General features: G+C 70.1%; 11 protein-coding genes and 1 pseudogene. 5 read left to right on the forward strand and 7 right to left on the reverse strand.

Annotation, left to right across the window (positions count from 1 at the left end):
- Window positions 1-455, forward strand: a pseudogene (locus tag VFM98_RS20130) (hypothetical protein); the annotation flags it as partial.
- A gap of 53 nt (window positions 456-508) precedes the next feature.
- Here VFM98_RS20130 and VFM98_RS20135 read toward each other — a convergent pair.
- Genes VFM98_RS20135 through imuA form a run of 3 tightly spaced genes read right to left on the reverse strand, consistent with a single transcriptional unit; the run spans window position 509 to window position 5,943 of the window.
- Complete coding sequence (locus VFM98_RS20135; protein ID WP_325111674.1) at window positions 509-3,688, reverse strand: error-prone DNA polymerase; 3,180 nt, start codon at window positions 3,686-3,688, stop codon at window positions 509-511.
- Between the two features lie 10 nt (window positions 3,689-3,698).
- Window positions 3,699-5,240, reverse strand: a complete 1,542-nt coding sequence (locus VFM98_RS20140; RefSeq protein ID WP_325111675.1) for a DNA polymerase Y family protein — start codon at window positions 5,238-5,240, stop codon at window positions 3,699-3,701.
- Entirely contained in the window at window positions 5,206-5,943 is a 738-nt protein-coding gene (gene imuA, locus VFM98_RS20145) for a translesion DNA synthesis-associated protein ImuA (protein WP_325111676.1), read from the reverse strand. The genes VFM98_RS20140 and imuA overlap by 35 nt, the downstream gene beginning before the upstream one ends.
- Before the next feature lie 139 nt (window positions 5,944-6,082).
- On the opposite strand from imuA, the gene VFM98_RS20150 reads away from it, so the two are divergent.
- The gene (locus VFM98_RS20150) at window positions 6,083-7,936 is read left to right on the forward strand and encodes an ABC transporter ATP-binding protein (RefSeq protein ID WP_325111677.1); all 1,854 of its coding nucleotides are present in this window, start codon (window positions 6,083-6,085) and stop codon (window positions 7,934-7,936) included.
- Window positions 7,929-8,507: a DNA-3-methyladenine glycosylase gene (locus VFM98_RS20155; RefSeq protein WP_325111678.1), complete on the forward strand. Its 579-nt coding sequence runs from the start codon at window positions 7,929-7,931 to the stop codon at window positions 8,505-8,507. Before VFM98_RS20150 ends, VFM98_RS20155 begins: the two co-directional genes overlap by 8 nt.
- Before the next feature lie 15 nt (window positions 8,508-8,522).
- Here VFM98_RS20155 and VFM98_RS20160 read toward each other — a convergent pair whose 3' ends face one another.
- The 4 genes from VFM98_RS20160 to VFM98_RS20175 form a co-directional block, all read right to left on the reverse strand.
- On the reverse strand, window positions 8,523-9,188 hold the full coding sequence (locus VFM98_RS20160) for a hypothetical protein (protein WP_325111679.1): 666 nt from the start codon (window positions 9,186-9,188) through the stop codon (window positions 8,523-8,525).
- Window positions 9,189-9,310: 122 nt separating this feature from the next.
- Window positions 9,311-10,690, reverse strand: coding sequence for a CoA transferase (locus VFM98_RS20165; protein ID WP_325111680.1), 1,380 nt, complete (start codon window positions 10,688-10,690; stop codon window positions 9,311-9,313).
- Between the two features lie 52 nt (window positions 10,691-10,742).
- Window positions 10,743-11,384: a CoA transferase subunit B gene (locus tag VFM98_RS20170; protein ID WP_325111681.1), complete on the reverse strand. Its 642-nt coding sequence runs from the start codon at window positions 11,382-11,384 to the stop codon at window positions 10,743-10,745.
- 11 nt (window positions 11,385-11,395) lie between these two features.
- A complete protein-coding gene (locus VFM98_RS20175) occupies window positions 11,396-12,097 on the reverse strand; it encodes a CoA transferase subunit A (protein WP_325111682.1) in 702 nt (233 codons plus the stop codon).
- A 102-nt stretch (window positions 12,098-12,199) separates the two neighbouring features.
- Here VFM98_RS20175 and VFM98_RS20180 point away from each other — a divergent pair, with 102 nt between their 5' ends.
- Together VFM98_RS20180 and VFM98_RS20185 are read left to right on the forward strand one after the other, a co-directional pair.
- Window positions 12,200-12,745 carry a LuxR C-terminal-related transcriptional regulator gene (locus VFM98_RS20180; RefSeq protein ID WP_325111683.1) on the forward strand — a complete coding sequence of 182 codons (546 nt, stop codon included), beginning with the start codon at window positions 12,200-12,202 and terminating at the stop codon, window positions 12,743-12,745.
- A 129-nt stretch (window positions 12,746-12,874) separates the two neighbouring features.
- The gene (locus VFM98_RS20185; protein WP_325111684.1) at window positions 12,875-14,347 is read left to right on the forward strand and encodes a methyl-accepting chemotaxis protein; all 1,473 of its coding nucleotides are present in this window, start codon (window positions 12,875-12,877) and stop codon (window positions 14,345-14,347) included.
- The last annotated feature ends 7 nt before the right edge of the window (window positions 14,348-14,354 follow it).

Below are 14,354 nucleotides of genomic sequence, written 5' to 3' on the forward strand. Positions count from 1 at the left end.
GCTACCGCGCGCCCAACGGGTCGCTGACGCTGTTCGGCACCACCAACGCGGCCGGCTCCAACGAGCCGGGCGTCGAGCAGACGGTGCTGGTGCTGTTCAAGCCGCAAACCCAGCAGCTGCCGGCGGTGGGTTCGGTCTCAAAGTATTGGGACGTGACCATCGCACGCACGCTCGGTGCGCCCCCCGGCGACAACAACGCCAGCCTGGTAGCCGACAGCAACACCATCACGGCGGTGGACAGCGCGACCTCCAGCGTCTCGCGCGAGCGCGCGAGCGACGGCCGCAAGGACATGTTCACGTACAACGCGCCGCTGGACGGCCTGCGCCATCGCGCGCAGGTTCCCGGGATGCTGGGGGTGTACCTGTTCCCGCTGCCGGGTCTCAACGTGGCGCTCGCGGTGAACTCGGCCGCGGCCTCGACGCACCTGTACAACATCAGCATCGCGCGGCCGTAAGCGGCAGGATCTCCAGCTCGAACCCGGTGCTGCGGCACCGGGTTTTTTCTTCGTCAGTGGAAATCGCGCGCCCCGCTGCGGGCGCGTCCCAGGCGCCCGAGCAGCGGCGTGAGGTCTTCCAGCTGCTCCGCGATCAGGTGCTTCACGTGGCCGCCGCTGTCCACGTCGCGCTGCCAGACGCCGCGCACGGCCATCAGGCGGGAGTGCAGCAGGGCGTCGCGCTGGCGTTCGCGCACGTGCTTCCACACGATCACGTTCACGGGCCCGGTCTCGTCCTCGATCGTGACGAAGATGGTGCCGTTGGCCGTCTGCGGCTGCTGGCGCACGGTGACGATGCCGCAGGCGGCGGCCTTGCGGTTGTGCGGCAGCTGGTCGAGCTCCTGCGCGGTGAGGAGCCGCATGCGCTTCAGGCGCGCGCGCAGCAGGGCCACGGGGTGGCGCCGCAGCGTGAAGCCCAGCGCGCTGTAGTCGAAGAAGATCTCCTCGCCTTCGTGCGCGGGGGGCAGCAGCAGTTGCTGCTCGTGGACGGGCGCATCGCGCAGCATGCCGGGGGCCTTCTGCTGCGCCGCGGCCTGCCACACCTGCTGGCGGCGATGGCCCGCCAGCGACTGCAGCGCGTCGGCTGCGGCGAGCGCGTTGAGGTCTTTCAGATCGAGCTGCGCGCGCAGCGCGAGGTCTTCGACGTCGGCGAAGGGGCGCCCGGCGCGGGCTTCGACGATGCGCCTTCCTCCGGCTTCGCTGAGGGAGCCGACCATGCGGAGGCCCAGTCGAACGCTAGGGCGCGTGGGGGGCCGCAAATTGGGGTCAGATTCCAATTTCTCTTCCGAGAAATTGGAATCTGACCCCAATTTGCTATCCCAGTCGCTGAACGAAACGTCGGTCGGCAAGACCACCACCCCATGCCGCTGCGCATCCTGGATCAACTGCGCGGGCGCATAGAAGCCCATGGGCTGGGAGTTGAGCATCGCGGCCAGGAAGGCTTCGGGCTCGTGGCACTTCAGCCAGCTGCTGGCGTAGGCGAGCAGCGCGAAGCTGTAGGCGTGGCTTTCGGGGAAGCCGTATTCGCCGAAGCCCAGGATCTGCTTGAAGATGCTCTCGGCGAACTCGGCGCGGTAGCCGTTCTTCAGCATGCCCTGGATCAGCGGCTCCTGGAACTTGTGGACGCCGCCGCTGCGCTTCCAGGCCGCCATCGAGCGGCGCAACTGGTCGGCCTGGTCGGCGGAGAAGCCGGCGGCGATCATCGAGATCTGCATCACCTGCTCCTGGAAGATCGGGATGCCCAGCGTGCGGTCCAGTGCCGGCCGCAGCGCCTCGCTCTCGAAGTGCACCTTGCCGCCCTGGCGCAGCCGCTCGCGCGCCGCGAGGTAGGGATGGATCATGCCGCCCTGGATCGGCCCCGGCCGCACGATCGCCACCTCGATCACCAGGTCGTAGAACCTCCGCGGCTTGAGCCGCGGCAGCATCGACATCTGCGCCCGGCTCTCGATCTGGAACACGCCCACCGTGTCGGCGCGGCAGACCATGTCGTAGGTGGCCTGGTCCTTGTCGGGGATGTCGGTCAGCGCGAACGGCCGGCCGCGCCGCTGGCCCACGAAATCGAGGCAGCGGCGGATCGCGGTGAGCATGCCCAGCGCCAGCACGTCCACCTTCAGCAGGCCCATCTCGTCGAGGTCGTCCTTGTCCCACTGGATCACCGAGCGGTCCGCCATCGCCGCGTTCTCCACCGGCACCAGGCGCGTGAGCTTGCCCTGCGTGAGCACGAAGCCGCCCACGTGCTGCGAGAGATGGCGCGGAAATCCCCTCAGCTCCTCGGAGAGTTCCATCCACAGCGCCAGCGTCTTGGCCGGCACCGCCGCGCCGAGATGCGCCGCCAGTTCGCCGAGCTTGCCCACGCGCAGTTCGCGCTCGTCGAACCAGAAGTGGTCCTTGGCGAAGGCGTCGACCAGCGCGTCGGGCACGGCGAGCGCCTTGCCCACGTCGCGGATCGCGCTGCGCGTGCGGTAGCTCGCCACCACGGCGGCGATGGCGGAGCGCTCGCGGCCGTACTTGCGGTAGATGTACTGGATCACCTCCTCGCGCCGCTCGTGCTCGAAGTCGACGTCGATGTCGGGCGGTTCCTTGCGCTCGCGGCTGATGAAGCGCTCGAACAGCAGGTCGGAGCGCGCCGGGTCCACCGCGGTGATGCCCAGGCAGTAGCAGACGGCGGAATTGGCCGCCGAGCCACGGCCCTGGCAGAGGATCTTCTCCGAGCGCGCATAGCGCACGATGTCGTGCACCGTGAGGAAGTACATCTCGTAGGCGCAATCGGAGATCAGGTCCAGCTCGCGTTCGAGCTGCTTGTGTACCTCCGCTGGAATGCCCTGTGGATAGCGCTCGCGCGCGCCCTCGAAGGTGAAGCGGCGCAGCGCCTGGCGCGGCGTGAGGCCGGCGGGCACCGTCTCCAGCGGGTACTGGTACTTGATCTCCTCCAGGCTGAAGCGGCAGCGGTCCGCCACCGCGATCGTGTGCTCCAGCCACTCGGCGGGATAGAGCGTGGCCAGCCGCATGCGCTGGCGCAGGTGGCGTTCGGCATTGGGGTGCAGGGCGAAGCCGCAGGCGGGCACCGGCTTGCCCAGGCGCACGGCCGTCATCACGTCCTGCAGGGGCTTGCGCGAGCGCGCGTGCATATGCACGTCGCCGGCGGCGACCACCTCGATGCCGGTGCGGTCGCTGGCCTGCTGCAGGGCCTGCTGCCAGAGCTCGTCGTCGCCTTGCAGCAGCAGTTCGGCGGCCAGCCAGGCGCTGGGGCCGAACAGGCCTTGCGCCCATTCGATGCGCTCGCACAGCTCGGCGAGCGGCAGGCCGTGTTCGGGCGCGAGCAGGATCTCGCATTCCTGCAGCAGGGTGAAGTCGCTCGCCTCGCGCGTGCAGGCGTACTCGCCCTTGGGCGCCCGCATGCGCGCCTGCGTGATGAACTCGCACAGGTTGCCCCAGCCGCGCACGCTGCGGGCCAGCGCGACGAGCCGGAAGCCGTCGAGCGCGAACTCGGCGCCGAGGATCAGCTTCAGCCCGAGCTTCTTCGCTTCGGCGTGCGCGCGCACCACGCCGGCCACCGAGCATTCGTCGGTGATCGCGAGCGCCGTGTAGCCCAGCTCCTGCGCGCGCTGCACCAGTTCCTGCGGGTGCGAAGCGCCGCGCTGGAAGCTGAAGTTCGAGAGGCAATGCAGCTCGGCGTAATCGGGCAGCCAGGACATGGCAGCTCCTTCAGGCGTAGAGGCCGTGCAGGAACCAGCGGGCGCGCTCCTGGTCGGCGGCGAGCCGCTCGCGGAAGATCCACAAGAGCCCCGCCGAGGCGCTGCGGGCGATGAAGTAGTCGCGCAGCACGGGCCCGTCGGCCTGCGTCTCCCACCACGCCGCTTCGAGGCGGCGCGCGCGGGTGAGGAGTTGCAGCGGGCCCTGGTACCAGGGCTGGTCGCCTTTCACTTGCAGCTTCAGGGGCTGGCGCAGGATCCAGGGGGGGACGAGCGCGTCGGAGTCGATGCTCGTCCCCTCGTGATGAGCCGCGTCGGAGTTCGTGGGCCGCTGGTGTGGCGCGTCGGAGTTCGTGGGCTGCTGGTGTGCCGCGTCGGAGTTCGTGGGCTGCTGGTGTGGCGCGTCGGAGTTCGTAGGCTGGTGCTGAGCGCGCGAAGCGCCGAAGCCCAGCGCTTCGCTGCGCTCGCGCATCGCTGGGGTTTCGCTTCGCTCCACCGCCAGCCTACGAACCCCGCCCCGCGCACGATCCGCGCCCCGCGCACGATCCGCGTCCCGCGACAGCCCGCACTCCCCCTCCCGCGCCGGAACCGCCTGCTGCATGCACTCCGGCCGATGGTCCTGCACCGGCTGCATCAGGGTGACGTTCTGCTCGCCGAGCCGCACGCTCAGGCGCTCCACCAGCTGGTGCAATTTCTCCCCCGGCTTGTTGTCCTCCGGCAGCAGGCTGGTGGTGGCGCCGCCCCAGGGCACGGTCTCCAGCGTGCGCAGGCGCAGCGCATTGGCCGGCGCGGCGATCGTGGTGCGCGCGAGCTGTTCGCTCGCCAGCCGCCGCAGGTGCCGGATCTCCTGCGTCGGCTGCGCGGTGCGCAGCGCGATGCGCTCGTTCGGCGGCAGCGGCTTGCCATCGAGCCGCCGCAGGTCCAGCGTCCATTCCAGCTCCAGCGCCAGCACGCCGAGGTTGCGGGCCTGCAGCCAGGATTGCAGGCGGGTCAGCAGGTGCTGGCCGGTGAAGAGCAGGTCCGGCGCCGAGGTCGCCAGCGCCGGCAACTCCAGCTTCTGGTCGAATTCCGGCGGCAGCGTCAACCACGGATAGCGCTCCGGCCGCTCGCCGTGGGCGCTGTCCAGCGCCGCCAGCAGTTCCGCGCCGAAGCGGCGGCTCACGCCGGCGCGCGGCAGGCTGCGCAACTGCCCGAAGGTGGTGCAGCCGATGCGCTCCAGCGTCGCGAGATGCGGCGCGGCCGCCGTGAGGGTGGCGAGCGGCAGGTCGTCCGGCACCAGCGCCGGCGCCTCCATCCCCATGCGCTTCATGCGCAGCAGCGCCAACGCCACCAGCGCCGTGGGCCCTGCCGCCCAGCCATCGAAGCGCAGTTCGCAGCCTTCCTTCAGCAGCCGGCGCAGCAGGCGCTTGCGGCCGCCGAACAGGCGCTCGGACGCGCCCGCCTCCAGCAGGACCGCTTCGTCCACGAACGCCACCCGGGGAGTGAACTGCAAGGCACGCCAGCCCCAGGAAGTGCGGTCTTCATCCGGCGAGGGTTGCAGTGCGATCCAGTACATGCGATCCACTCCGTGCCGGCAGGGCCGGCTCGCTCCTGCGGCGGGACTTGCGCGCGGCCAGCAGCGCCGAGAGGCGCTCGGGCTGCCCCGGCAGCATCAGGGGCTGCAGCAGCGGCGGCCCCCGGCGCTTGAGGATGCGCAGCTCCAGCTCCTCCGCCCCCTGCACCAGCAGGCGCAGCCGCGCCGGCGTGGCCTGCTCGCGCGCCAGCACCGGGCGGAACACCACCAGCAGCTTTTCCGTGGCCTGGGCGCACAGGTGCAGGCGCCGCAATTCCTCGCTGCGGGCCTGCGGCAGCCAGGCCAGCACGGCGCAGACATCGGCGCAGTGCAGCGACTGCTCCGCGGCCCAGAGCCGCGCCGAGGCCTTGTCCGCCTGCACGCACAGCAGCCGCTCGGGCACGATGCCCTGCGCCCGCAGCGCGGGCCCGAAAGGCTGGTAAGGTGCATTCACCAGCACGGCGGGCTCCCCGCGGACCGCCATGGCCTGCGCCAGCCCCGGCCCGAGCAACTGCCAGACGTGCTGCTGCTGCTCCTGCTGCAGCACTTCGATGAGGCAGCCCAGCGGCCAGCCTCCGCCCGGAAGCTCGGCATCCAGCGCCGCGTGGCCAGAAGCGAGCGTGCGCTCCTGCGCCTGGGCGAGCTCGCGCCCGCGCCACACCTGGGGCGGCAGGACGAGTTCGGAAGCAGGGGCGGAGGCGGTCATGGGCGGCTAAACTACTGTTTGTTTATACAGGTTTTTTACCCCGCTGCCCACAAAGTCCATCCCCCTGCCCCAACCCGGCGTCGGATTCCGTACAAACTCCCCAACTTCACGCTGCCCGCGTTCCGCAGGAGTCCCTGGCTTGTTCCGGCTGTTCGAAAAACTGGTCCACCCCTACCCGGAACAGGTTCCGCAGGATCTCCCGAAGGGCTTCTTCGCCTTCCTCTGGGCCTGCACGGCCGGCCTGCGCCGCTACCTGCTGGCCTTCGCGTTGCTGGTCGCCGCCTTCAACGCCTATGAGGCCTGGCTGTTCTCGGTGCTGGGCAAGGTGGTGGAATGGCTCACCCGCACCCAGCCGGGCCGGCTGTGGGAGGAGCAGCAGCAGGCCATCGTGCTGTTCGCCTCCGTGCTGCTGGCCAGCACTGCCTTGCTGGCCGGCTACACCACGCTGAAGCACCAGGCCCTGTCGATCAACTTCCCGCTGCGGCTGCGCTGGAACTTCCACCGCATGATGCTGGGCCAGAGCATCGGCTTCTATTCCGACGAGTTCGCCGGCCGCATCACCACCAAGGTGATGCAGACCGGGCTGGCCGTGCGCGAACTGCTGTTCACGTTCATCGAGATCGTGATCGGGCTGGGCGTCTACTTCATCGCCATCCTGGGGCTGGTGGCGGGCTTCGAGGCCCGGCTGATGCTGCCCTTCCTGGGCTGGATGGCCCTGTACGGCGTCTCGATCTGGTACTTCGTGCCGCGCCTGGGCCGCATCGGCAAGAAGCAGGCCGACGCGCGCGCGATGATGACCGGCCGCATCACCGACGCCTACACCAACATCTCCACCGTCAAGCTGTTCTCGCACACCCACCGCGAGGCCGGCTTCGCGCGCGAGGCGATGTCCGAGTTCCGCGCCACCGGCTACCGCCAGATGCGGCTGGTGAGCGGCCTGAACATCGTCAACCACGTGATCACGGTGTTCCTGATCCTCGCCTCCGGCGGCTATGCCGTCTTCCTGTGGAACCAGGGCGAGGTCGGCCCCGGCGCGGTGGCCGCGGTCTCGGCCATGGCCCTGCGCATCAGCGGCATGGGCACGACCATCATGTGGGAGATGGCCTCGCTGTTCGAGAACATCGGCACCATCCAGGACGGCATCGCCACCCTCACCCGGCCGAAGCAGGTGGTGGACCGCCCCGAGGCGCAGCCGCTGAAGATCACGCGCGGCGAGGTGCGCTTCGAGCACGTGCGCTTCGGCTACGGCAAGCCGCAGCCGATCATCGACGACTTCAACCTCGTCATCCGGCCGGGCGAGAAGGTGGGCCTGATCGGCCGCTCGGGCGCCGGCAAGTCGACGCTGGTGAACCTGCTGCTGCGCTTCTGGGACGTGGAAGGCGGCCGGATCCTGATCGACGGCCGGGACATCGCCGCCGTCACGCAGGACAGCCTGCGCGCCGCCATCGGCATGGTCACGCAGGACACCTCGCTGCTGCACCGCTCCGTGCGCGACAACATCGTGTATGGCCGCCCCGGCGCCAGCGAGGAGGAGATGGTGCGCGCGGCGCAGCGGGCGCAGGCCCACGAGTTCATCGCCCACCTCGGCGACCCACAGGGCCGCAAGGGCTACGACGCCCACGTCGGCGAGCGCGGCGTCAAGCTCTCCGGCGGCCAGCGGCAGCGCGTCGCCATCGCCCGGGTGATGCTGAAGGACGCGCCCATCCTGCTGCTGGACGAAGCCACCAGCGCGCTCGATTCGGAAGTGGAAGCGGCGATCCAGGCCAGCCTGGCGGACCTGATGCAGGGCAAGACGGTGATCGCCATCGCGCACCGCCTGTCCACCATCGCGGCGCTCGACCGGCTGGTCGTCATGGACCAGGGCCGCATCGTCGAGGAAGGAGACCACCGCGGCCTGCTCGCCCGCGGCGGCCTGTACGCACGCCTGTGGCAGCACCAGAGCGGTGGCTTCCTGGGCGAGAGCACCGAGGAGGAGTCGGCCGAACATGCCTAGCCCCAAGCGCCTGAAACCCGCGGACTTCCAGCGCGACGCGCCCGAGATGGCCCGGATGCTGATCGGCGCCGTGCTGCTGGTCGACGGCGTGGGCGGCCGGATCGTGGAGACCGAGGCGTACGACCGCGAGGACCCGGCCTCGCACAGCCATTCGGGGCCGACGCCGCGCAACCAGGCGATGTTCGGCCCGCCGGGGCGCGCGTACGTGTACCGCTCCTACGGCATCCACTGGTGCCTGAACTTCGTGTGCCGGGAGGAAGGCCATGGCGCCGGAGTGCTGATCCGCGCGATCGAGCCGCTGGCGGGCCTCGAAACCATGTGCGAGCGGCGCGGGCTGCACGAGCCGCGGCTGCTGTGCTCGGGGCCGGGCCGCGTGGGCCAGGCGCTGGGCATCGTGCATGCGTTCAACGGCCACCGGCTGGACCGGGAGCCCTTCGAGGTGCATGCGGCCGACCGTGCCTACGATCTCGTCGTCGGCCCGCGCATCGGCATCAGCAAGGCGGCCGACGTGCCGTGGCGCTTCGGCCTGGCGGGCTCGAAGTTCGTGAGCCGGCCGTTCCCGAAGCGCTGACCGATCCGGCCTGTTTCAGGGATACGCCCGCTGGGCCGGCGGGCGCGGCGTGACGATGCGGGTGGTTTCGGTCTCGATCACCGTGATCGGCGGATCGCGCATTTCCGTGATCACCACGTTGGGCCGGCTGCCCGGCGCGCGCGGGCGGGCGGCTGGAGCGGGCACGGCCGCGCCGGCGCCGAGCACGGTGGTGTCGGGCCCGGTGGGCGTGCCGGCCGCGAAGGTGGTCGAGGGCAGCACGGTCACCGTGGCATGCATCGCGCGCTCCGCGGCGGCGGGCGGCACCCTCACCACGTCGCCCGCCACCTGCGTGTGCGGCAGCTCGGCGCGCTCCGCGGTCATGCGGTCCGTGAACAGCGGTGCGGGCGCGGACGAGGAAGGAGGAATGCGCGTGCCGGTGCGCTCCAGCCGGATGGTGTTGGGCGGCACGTCGCCGCCGCTGGGACGCGGCACTTGCGCCAGCCCGATCGGCCGGCAGGTGGCCGACTGGTCGAACACCAGTTGCGCGCCGCGCGGGAAGCTCTCGGCCAGGGCCTCGTGCAGCGGCAGGCTCATGTCCACCGGCGCCTGCAGGCCCTGGTAGACGATGCGGTTGCTCGCGTCGTAGACGGTGTAGCAGGCCATCGCATGGGCACCGGCGAGCAGCAGGCCAGCCCCCAGCAGTGCGAACTTCGCTTTCATGTTTCGTCCTTTCGCTACGCGCGCGCCGCGGAATCCCTGGCCGCGATGTTGAGCATCATGGCGCGCAGAGTTTGAAGGTCAAGCGAGCGTCCGCGTGTCAGCGGCCTTCCCGCGAGCGGACGCTACCAGCGCGCCGGCGACTTTCCCGGCGGTTCCGATGGACGGGCCCAAGCGGCGGGTGTACGGCTCAACTGCGCGCTGTGGCGCAACGCGCAGAGCTCGCCGAAGCCCGAGCTTTCGGTTTCCAGGTAGGGCTGCAGCGAAGGCGGCTTGACCGCGAAGCCGTCTGGCAGGCGGCCCAGTTGGCGCAGCCAGTGGCCGGTCTGCGCGAGCGAGACCTGCACGTGCCAGCTGCCGCCTTCGCGCAGCTGGCGATGCAGCGCGGCGGCGGCACCGAAGGCGATCAGGTAGCCGGTGGCCTCGTCGAGGATCTGCATCGGCAGCGGCCGCGGCTTCTGTGCGTCGCCAAAGGCTTCAGCCTCGGCCAGGTTGAAGCCCATGGCGGTCTGCACCAGCGAGTCGAAGCCGCGGCGGCCCTGCCACGGGCCTTGCGTGCCGTACGCCGACAGCGAGACGCAGACGATGCCGGGCCGCTTCGACGCCAGTTGCTGCGGGCCGTAGTCGAGGGTCGCAAGCGCACCGGGGCGGTAGCCCTGGACGAAGACGTGCGCGTCGTCCAGCAGGCGGTCCATGGCCTCGCGGTCCTGCGCGGCCCGCAGGTCCAGCAGCACCGAGCGCTTGCCGCGGCTCGTGTCCGCGATGGCTGCGATGTTGGGCAGGTGCGGCGCGTTGACCAGCATCACGTCGGCGCCGTAGGCCGCGAGCGCCCGGCCCCCGACCGGGCCGGCCAGGATGCGGGTGAGGTCCAGCACGCGCACGCCTTCCAGCGGCCGCTGCGCGAGGCCGAGCGGCGGCAGCGCGCGCGGCGCGGCGTCGCCGATGCGGGTGATGGTGAAGAGCGGCTGGGCGGCGATGGCGCGGCCCTGCTCCGATGCATCCCATTGCGCGAAGGAACGCAGCGCCGTGGCCACCAGGCCGGCCTCGGCCGCGGCCTGCTCGAAGGCGAGTGCGTCCCACTGGGCCATCGCCTGTTCGGCGGCCTGGCGGTCCGCGGTCTCAGGGTCCAAGCCCAGCAGGCGCAGCGCGCCTTCGCGGTGGTGGCGGAAGTTCGCGTGCACGCGCACCCAGCCGTCGCGGGCGCGGTAGAGGCCGGAGAACGCGTCCCACAGCTGCGGCTCGCGGCCGTCGATGCTGAACCAGCCGAGGCATTCGGCCGCGGCGTGTTCGGCGGGGACGGTGACGCGCTGTCGCGGCGTGCCGCGCAGGTGCGCGAGTTCGCAGGCGGCGAGCGCCGCCGCGGCGATGGTCGATTGCGCCGCGGTGGCGACGCGGAACGACGAGGGGTAGACGGGGTCGGTGCCGGGGAGCTCGGCGAAGGCCAGGGCTTCGTCTGGCAGCTCTGCGAGCTGCCAGAGATCGGCTAGCGCAGCGCTGGGCTTCACGCGCTATCGCGGTTCAGCACCAGCCTGCGATTTCCCATCCCGGACGGTCCGATCATCGAATCAGCTTGACGCCCGTCTTCGACTGCACGAAGTCGAACGTGATTTCGGGGGCGAGTTCGACGACCTTGAGGCCTTGCGGCGTGACGTCCAGCACGGCGAGGTCGGTGATGATGCGGTCGACCACGGCCTTGCCGGTGAGCGGCAGGGTGCACTCGGGCAGGATCTTCAGGTCCTCGCTGCCGTCCTTCTTCTTGGCCACGTGCTCCATCAGCACGATCACGCGCGGCACGCCGGCCACGAGGTCCATTGCGCCGCCCATGCCCTTGACCATCTTGCCGGGGATCATCCAGTTGGCCAGGTCACCCTTCTCGCTCACCTGCAGCGCGCCGAGGATGGAGAGGTTGATCTTGCCGCCGCGGATCATCGCGAAGCTGTCATGGCTGCCGAAGATCGACGAGCCCTTGATGGTGGTGACGGTCTGCTTGCCGGCGTTGATCAGGTCGGCGTCGACTTCGTCCTCGTACGGGAACGGGCCGATGCCCAGCATGCCGTTCTCGCTTTGCAGCCACACCTCGATGTTGTTCGGCACGTGGTTCGCCACCAGCGTCGGGATGCCGATGCCGAGGTTGACGTAGAAGCCGTCCTGCAGTTCCTTCGCCGCCCGCGCGGCCATCTGATCCTGGTTCCAGGGCATGACTTCTCTCCTTATTTGTGGGGCCGCACGGTGCGCTTCTCGATGCGCTTCTCGGGCGTGGGGTTGTGCACGATGCGGTGCACGTAGATGCCCGGCAGGTGCACGTCGTCGGGCGCGATCTCGCCCACGGCCACGATGCGCTCCACTTCCACGATGCAGACCTTGCCGGCCATGGCCGCGGCCGGATTGAAGTTGCGTGCCGTCAGGTTGAAGCGCAGGTTGCCCGAGCGGTCCGCGATGTCGGCCTTCACCAGCGACACCTCGGGAACCAGCGAACGTTCCATCACGTAGGTCTCGCCGTCGAACTCGCGCGTTTCCTTGCCTTCGGCGACGATGGTGCCCACGCCGGTCTTGGTGAAGAACGCGGGGATGCCGGCGCCTCCGGCGCGCAGCTTCTCCGCCAGCGTGCCCTGGGGCGTGAATTCCAGTTCCAGTTCGCCGGCCAGGAACTGGCGCTCGAACTCCTTGTTCTCGCCCACGTAGGACGAGATCATCTTCTTGATCTGCCGCGTCTGCAGCAGCTTGCCGAGGCCGAAGTCGTCGACCCCCGCGTTGTTGGAGATGACCGTCAGGTCCTTGACGCCGCTGGCTTTCACCGCCTCGATCAAGGCTTCGGGGATGCCGCACAGGCCGAAACCGCCGACGGCGAGGAGCTGGCCGCTCTTCACCACGCCCTCGATCGCCGCTGCCGCACTGGGATAGATCTTGTTCACGCTCCGCTCTCCTGCTGGTCGCCGCAGGCCCGCGAAGGAGCGGGCCGCGGGCAGTACGATACTACCTACGATGCTACGTAGTACTCCCTAGAGAATAGCCCGATGGACGTCGACTACCGGCTCGCCTTCGAGCTCTCGCCCGTGGGCCTGTGCCTGTCGCGCAACCGCGCCATCGTGGACTGCAACCTGGCGCTGTGCGAGATGTTCGGCTGGTCGCGCGAATTGCTCAAGGGCCAGTCCTTCCTGGTGCTGTATCCCAGCGTGGACGAATACGAGCGCCTGGGCGCGCGCATGGCGCCCATCCTCAATGCCCGCGGCCACTACGCCGACGACCGCATCATGAAGCGCGCCAACGGCGAGGTGTTCTGGTGCCATGTGACCGGGCGGGCGCTGAACCGCGAGGCGCCGCACGAGGCGGGCATCTGGGCCTTCGAGGACCTGAGCTCGCGCCGGCCGGTGAAGGCGGAACTGACGGCGCGCGAGCGCGAGGTGGCCGCGCGCCTGCTCGATGGCCTGACCTCCAAGGAGATCGGCCGCACGCTCAACATCAGCCACCGCACGGTGGAGATCTACCGGGCGCGCCTGATGCGCAAGTACCGCGCAAGCACCACGGCGGACCTGGTGCACAAGCTCATGGCCGGCGCCTGAGGGCCCTGGCGGCGAAAGAGGCCGCACCGCCTGTGGCGCGCAAACCACCTTCGGGCGGGCCTCACTTCGCGCCTTTGTAATCATTAGTTACATTGCGACGCTTCGTTGTACCGCATCGGAAGTCATCGCATGCGTCGTCTCACCCTGCGCCGGAAGTTCAATGCCGGCTTCGCCGCCGTCCTCGTCGTCGCGCTGCTCGTGCTCCTGGGCAGCCGCTTCCTGGCCAAGTCCGCCCACTTCCACTACCTCGAACGGCAGCACCTCGCGCTGGTCTCGCAGATCAAGCTGGCCATGACCGAGGCGGAGAGCGGCCGCGCGGTGCCCCGGCAGCGCGTGCTGAAGCCGATCGACGGGGCGCTGCAGCTCGCCGGCCACGTGGAATACGAGATGTTCGAGGTGGAGCAGGTGATGTTCCGCCTCATGGGCTTCGGCGAGCTGATCGACCTGCCCTACCAGGACATCCGGGACCTGAACCGCATGCGCGCCAAGGTGCTGGCCGTGCCCGGCGACACCATCGACGCGGCGACGGCCGCCCGCCTGCGCCCGGACATGGCCGCCATCGAGAGCAACTCCGACCGCTTCGCGCCGCTCACCGCGGAGGCGGTGGAGTTCGTGCGCGCGCTGGTGCTGGCCATCAACCTGCTCGGGGGCGCGGTGCTGCTGGCGGTGTTCTGGATCATCCGTTCGGCCGTGCTGCAGCCGCTGGAGCGCGCACTGGGCGTCGCTGGCCGGATCGCGCAGGGCGACCTCAGCACGCACATCGAATCGCACTCGGACGACGAGATGGGCCGCCTGATGACCGCCCTGGCGGACATGCAGCGCGGGCTCGCCGCCATGGTGGCGCAGCTGCGCCGCAGCTCGGAGAGCCTGGAGCGGGCCAGCGCACACATCGCGCACGGCAACGCGGAACTGGGCGCGCGCACCGAGAACCAGGCGAGCGCCCTGCAGGAGACGGCGGCCTCGATGGAGGAACTGGGCGCGGTGATCCGGCAGAACGCCTCCAGCGCCGCCAAGGCCGACCAGCTCGCCGGCAGCGCGAGCGCCGTGGCCAATGAAGGCGGCACGGCGGTCGCGCGCGTGGTCGACACCATGAAGGGCCTGCATGCGGCTTCGCGCGACATCGCCGAGATCATCGGCCTGATCGACAGCATCGCCTTCCAGACCAACATCCTGGCGCTCAATGCGGCGGTGGAGGCCGCGCGTGCCGGCGAGCAGGGCCGCGGTTTCGCCGTGGTGGCCGGCGAGGTGCGCTCGCTCGCGGGGCGCTGCACCGAGGCGGCGCGCCAGGTGCGCACGCTAATCGACGCCAACCTGCAGCGGGTGGAACAAAGCGCGGCGCTGGCCGACCAGGCCGGCAGCACGATGGGCGAGGTGGTCGGCGCGATCCGCCAGGTGAGCGACCTGATCGGCGAGATCAGCGCCGCCAGCAGCGAGCAGAGCGCCGGCGTCCAGCAGGTCGGTTCGGCGGTCGCGCAGATCGACAGCGTGACGCAGCAGAACGCGGGCCTGGTCGGCGAGCTCGCCGGCGCGGCGGGCGCATTGAAGCAGCAGGCCCAGGAACTGGTCGCCGCGATGGCGGTGTTCAAGGTGCAGGCGGCCTGACACCCGC

It is taken from the genome of Ramlibacter sp., assembly GCF_035706265.1.
GTDB lineage: Bacteria > Pseudomonadota > Gammaproteobacteria > Burkholderiales > Burkholderiaceae_C > Ramlibacter.

What these genes read in the sequence shown, in the direction of transcription:
- VFM98_RS20185 (WP_325111684.1), top strand. Translation starts at nt 12,875, where the DNA reads ATGCGTCGTCTCACCCTGCGCCGGAAGTTCAATGCCGGCTTCGCCGCC.
- VFM98_RS20170 (WP_325111681.1), bottom strand. Translation starts at nt 11,384, where the DNA reads ATGCCCTGGAACCAGGATCAGATGGCCGCGCGGGCGGCGAAGGAACTG.
- VFM98_RS20180 (WP_325111683.1), top strand. Translation starts at nt 12,200, where the DNA reads ATGGACGTCGACTACCGGCTCGCCTTCGAGCTCTCGCCCGTGGGCCTG.
- VFM98_RS20160 (WP_325111679.1), bottom strand. Translation starts at nt 9,188, where the DNA reads ATGAAAGCGAAGTTCGCACTGCTGGGGGCTGGCCTGCTGCTCGCCGGT.
- VFM98_RS20135 (WP_325111674.1), bottom strand. Translation starts at nt 3,688, where the DNA reads ATGTCCTGGCTGCCCGATTACGCCGAGCTGCATTGCCTCTCGAACTTC.
- VFM98_RS20155 (WP_325111678.1), top strand. Translation starts at nt 7,929, where the DNA reads ATGCCTAGCCCCAAGCGCCTGAAACCCGCGGACTTCCAGCGCGACGCG.
- VFM98_RS20140 (WP_325111675.1), bottom strand. Translation starts at nt 5,240, where the DNA reads ATGTACTGGATCGCACTGCAACCCTCGCCGGATGAAGACCGCACTTCC.
- imuA (WP_325111676.1), bottom strand. Translation starts at nt 5,943, where the DNA reads ATGACCGCCTCCGCCCCTGCTTCCGAACTCGTCCTGCCGCCCCAGGTG.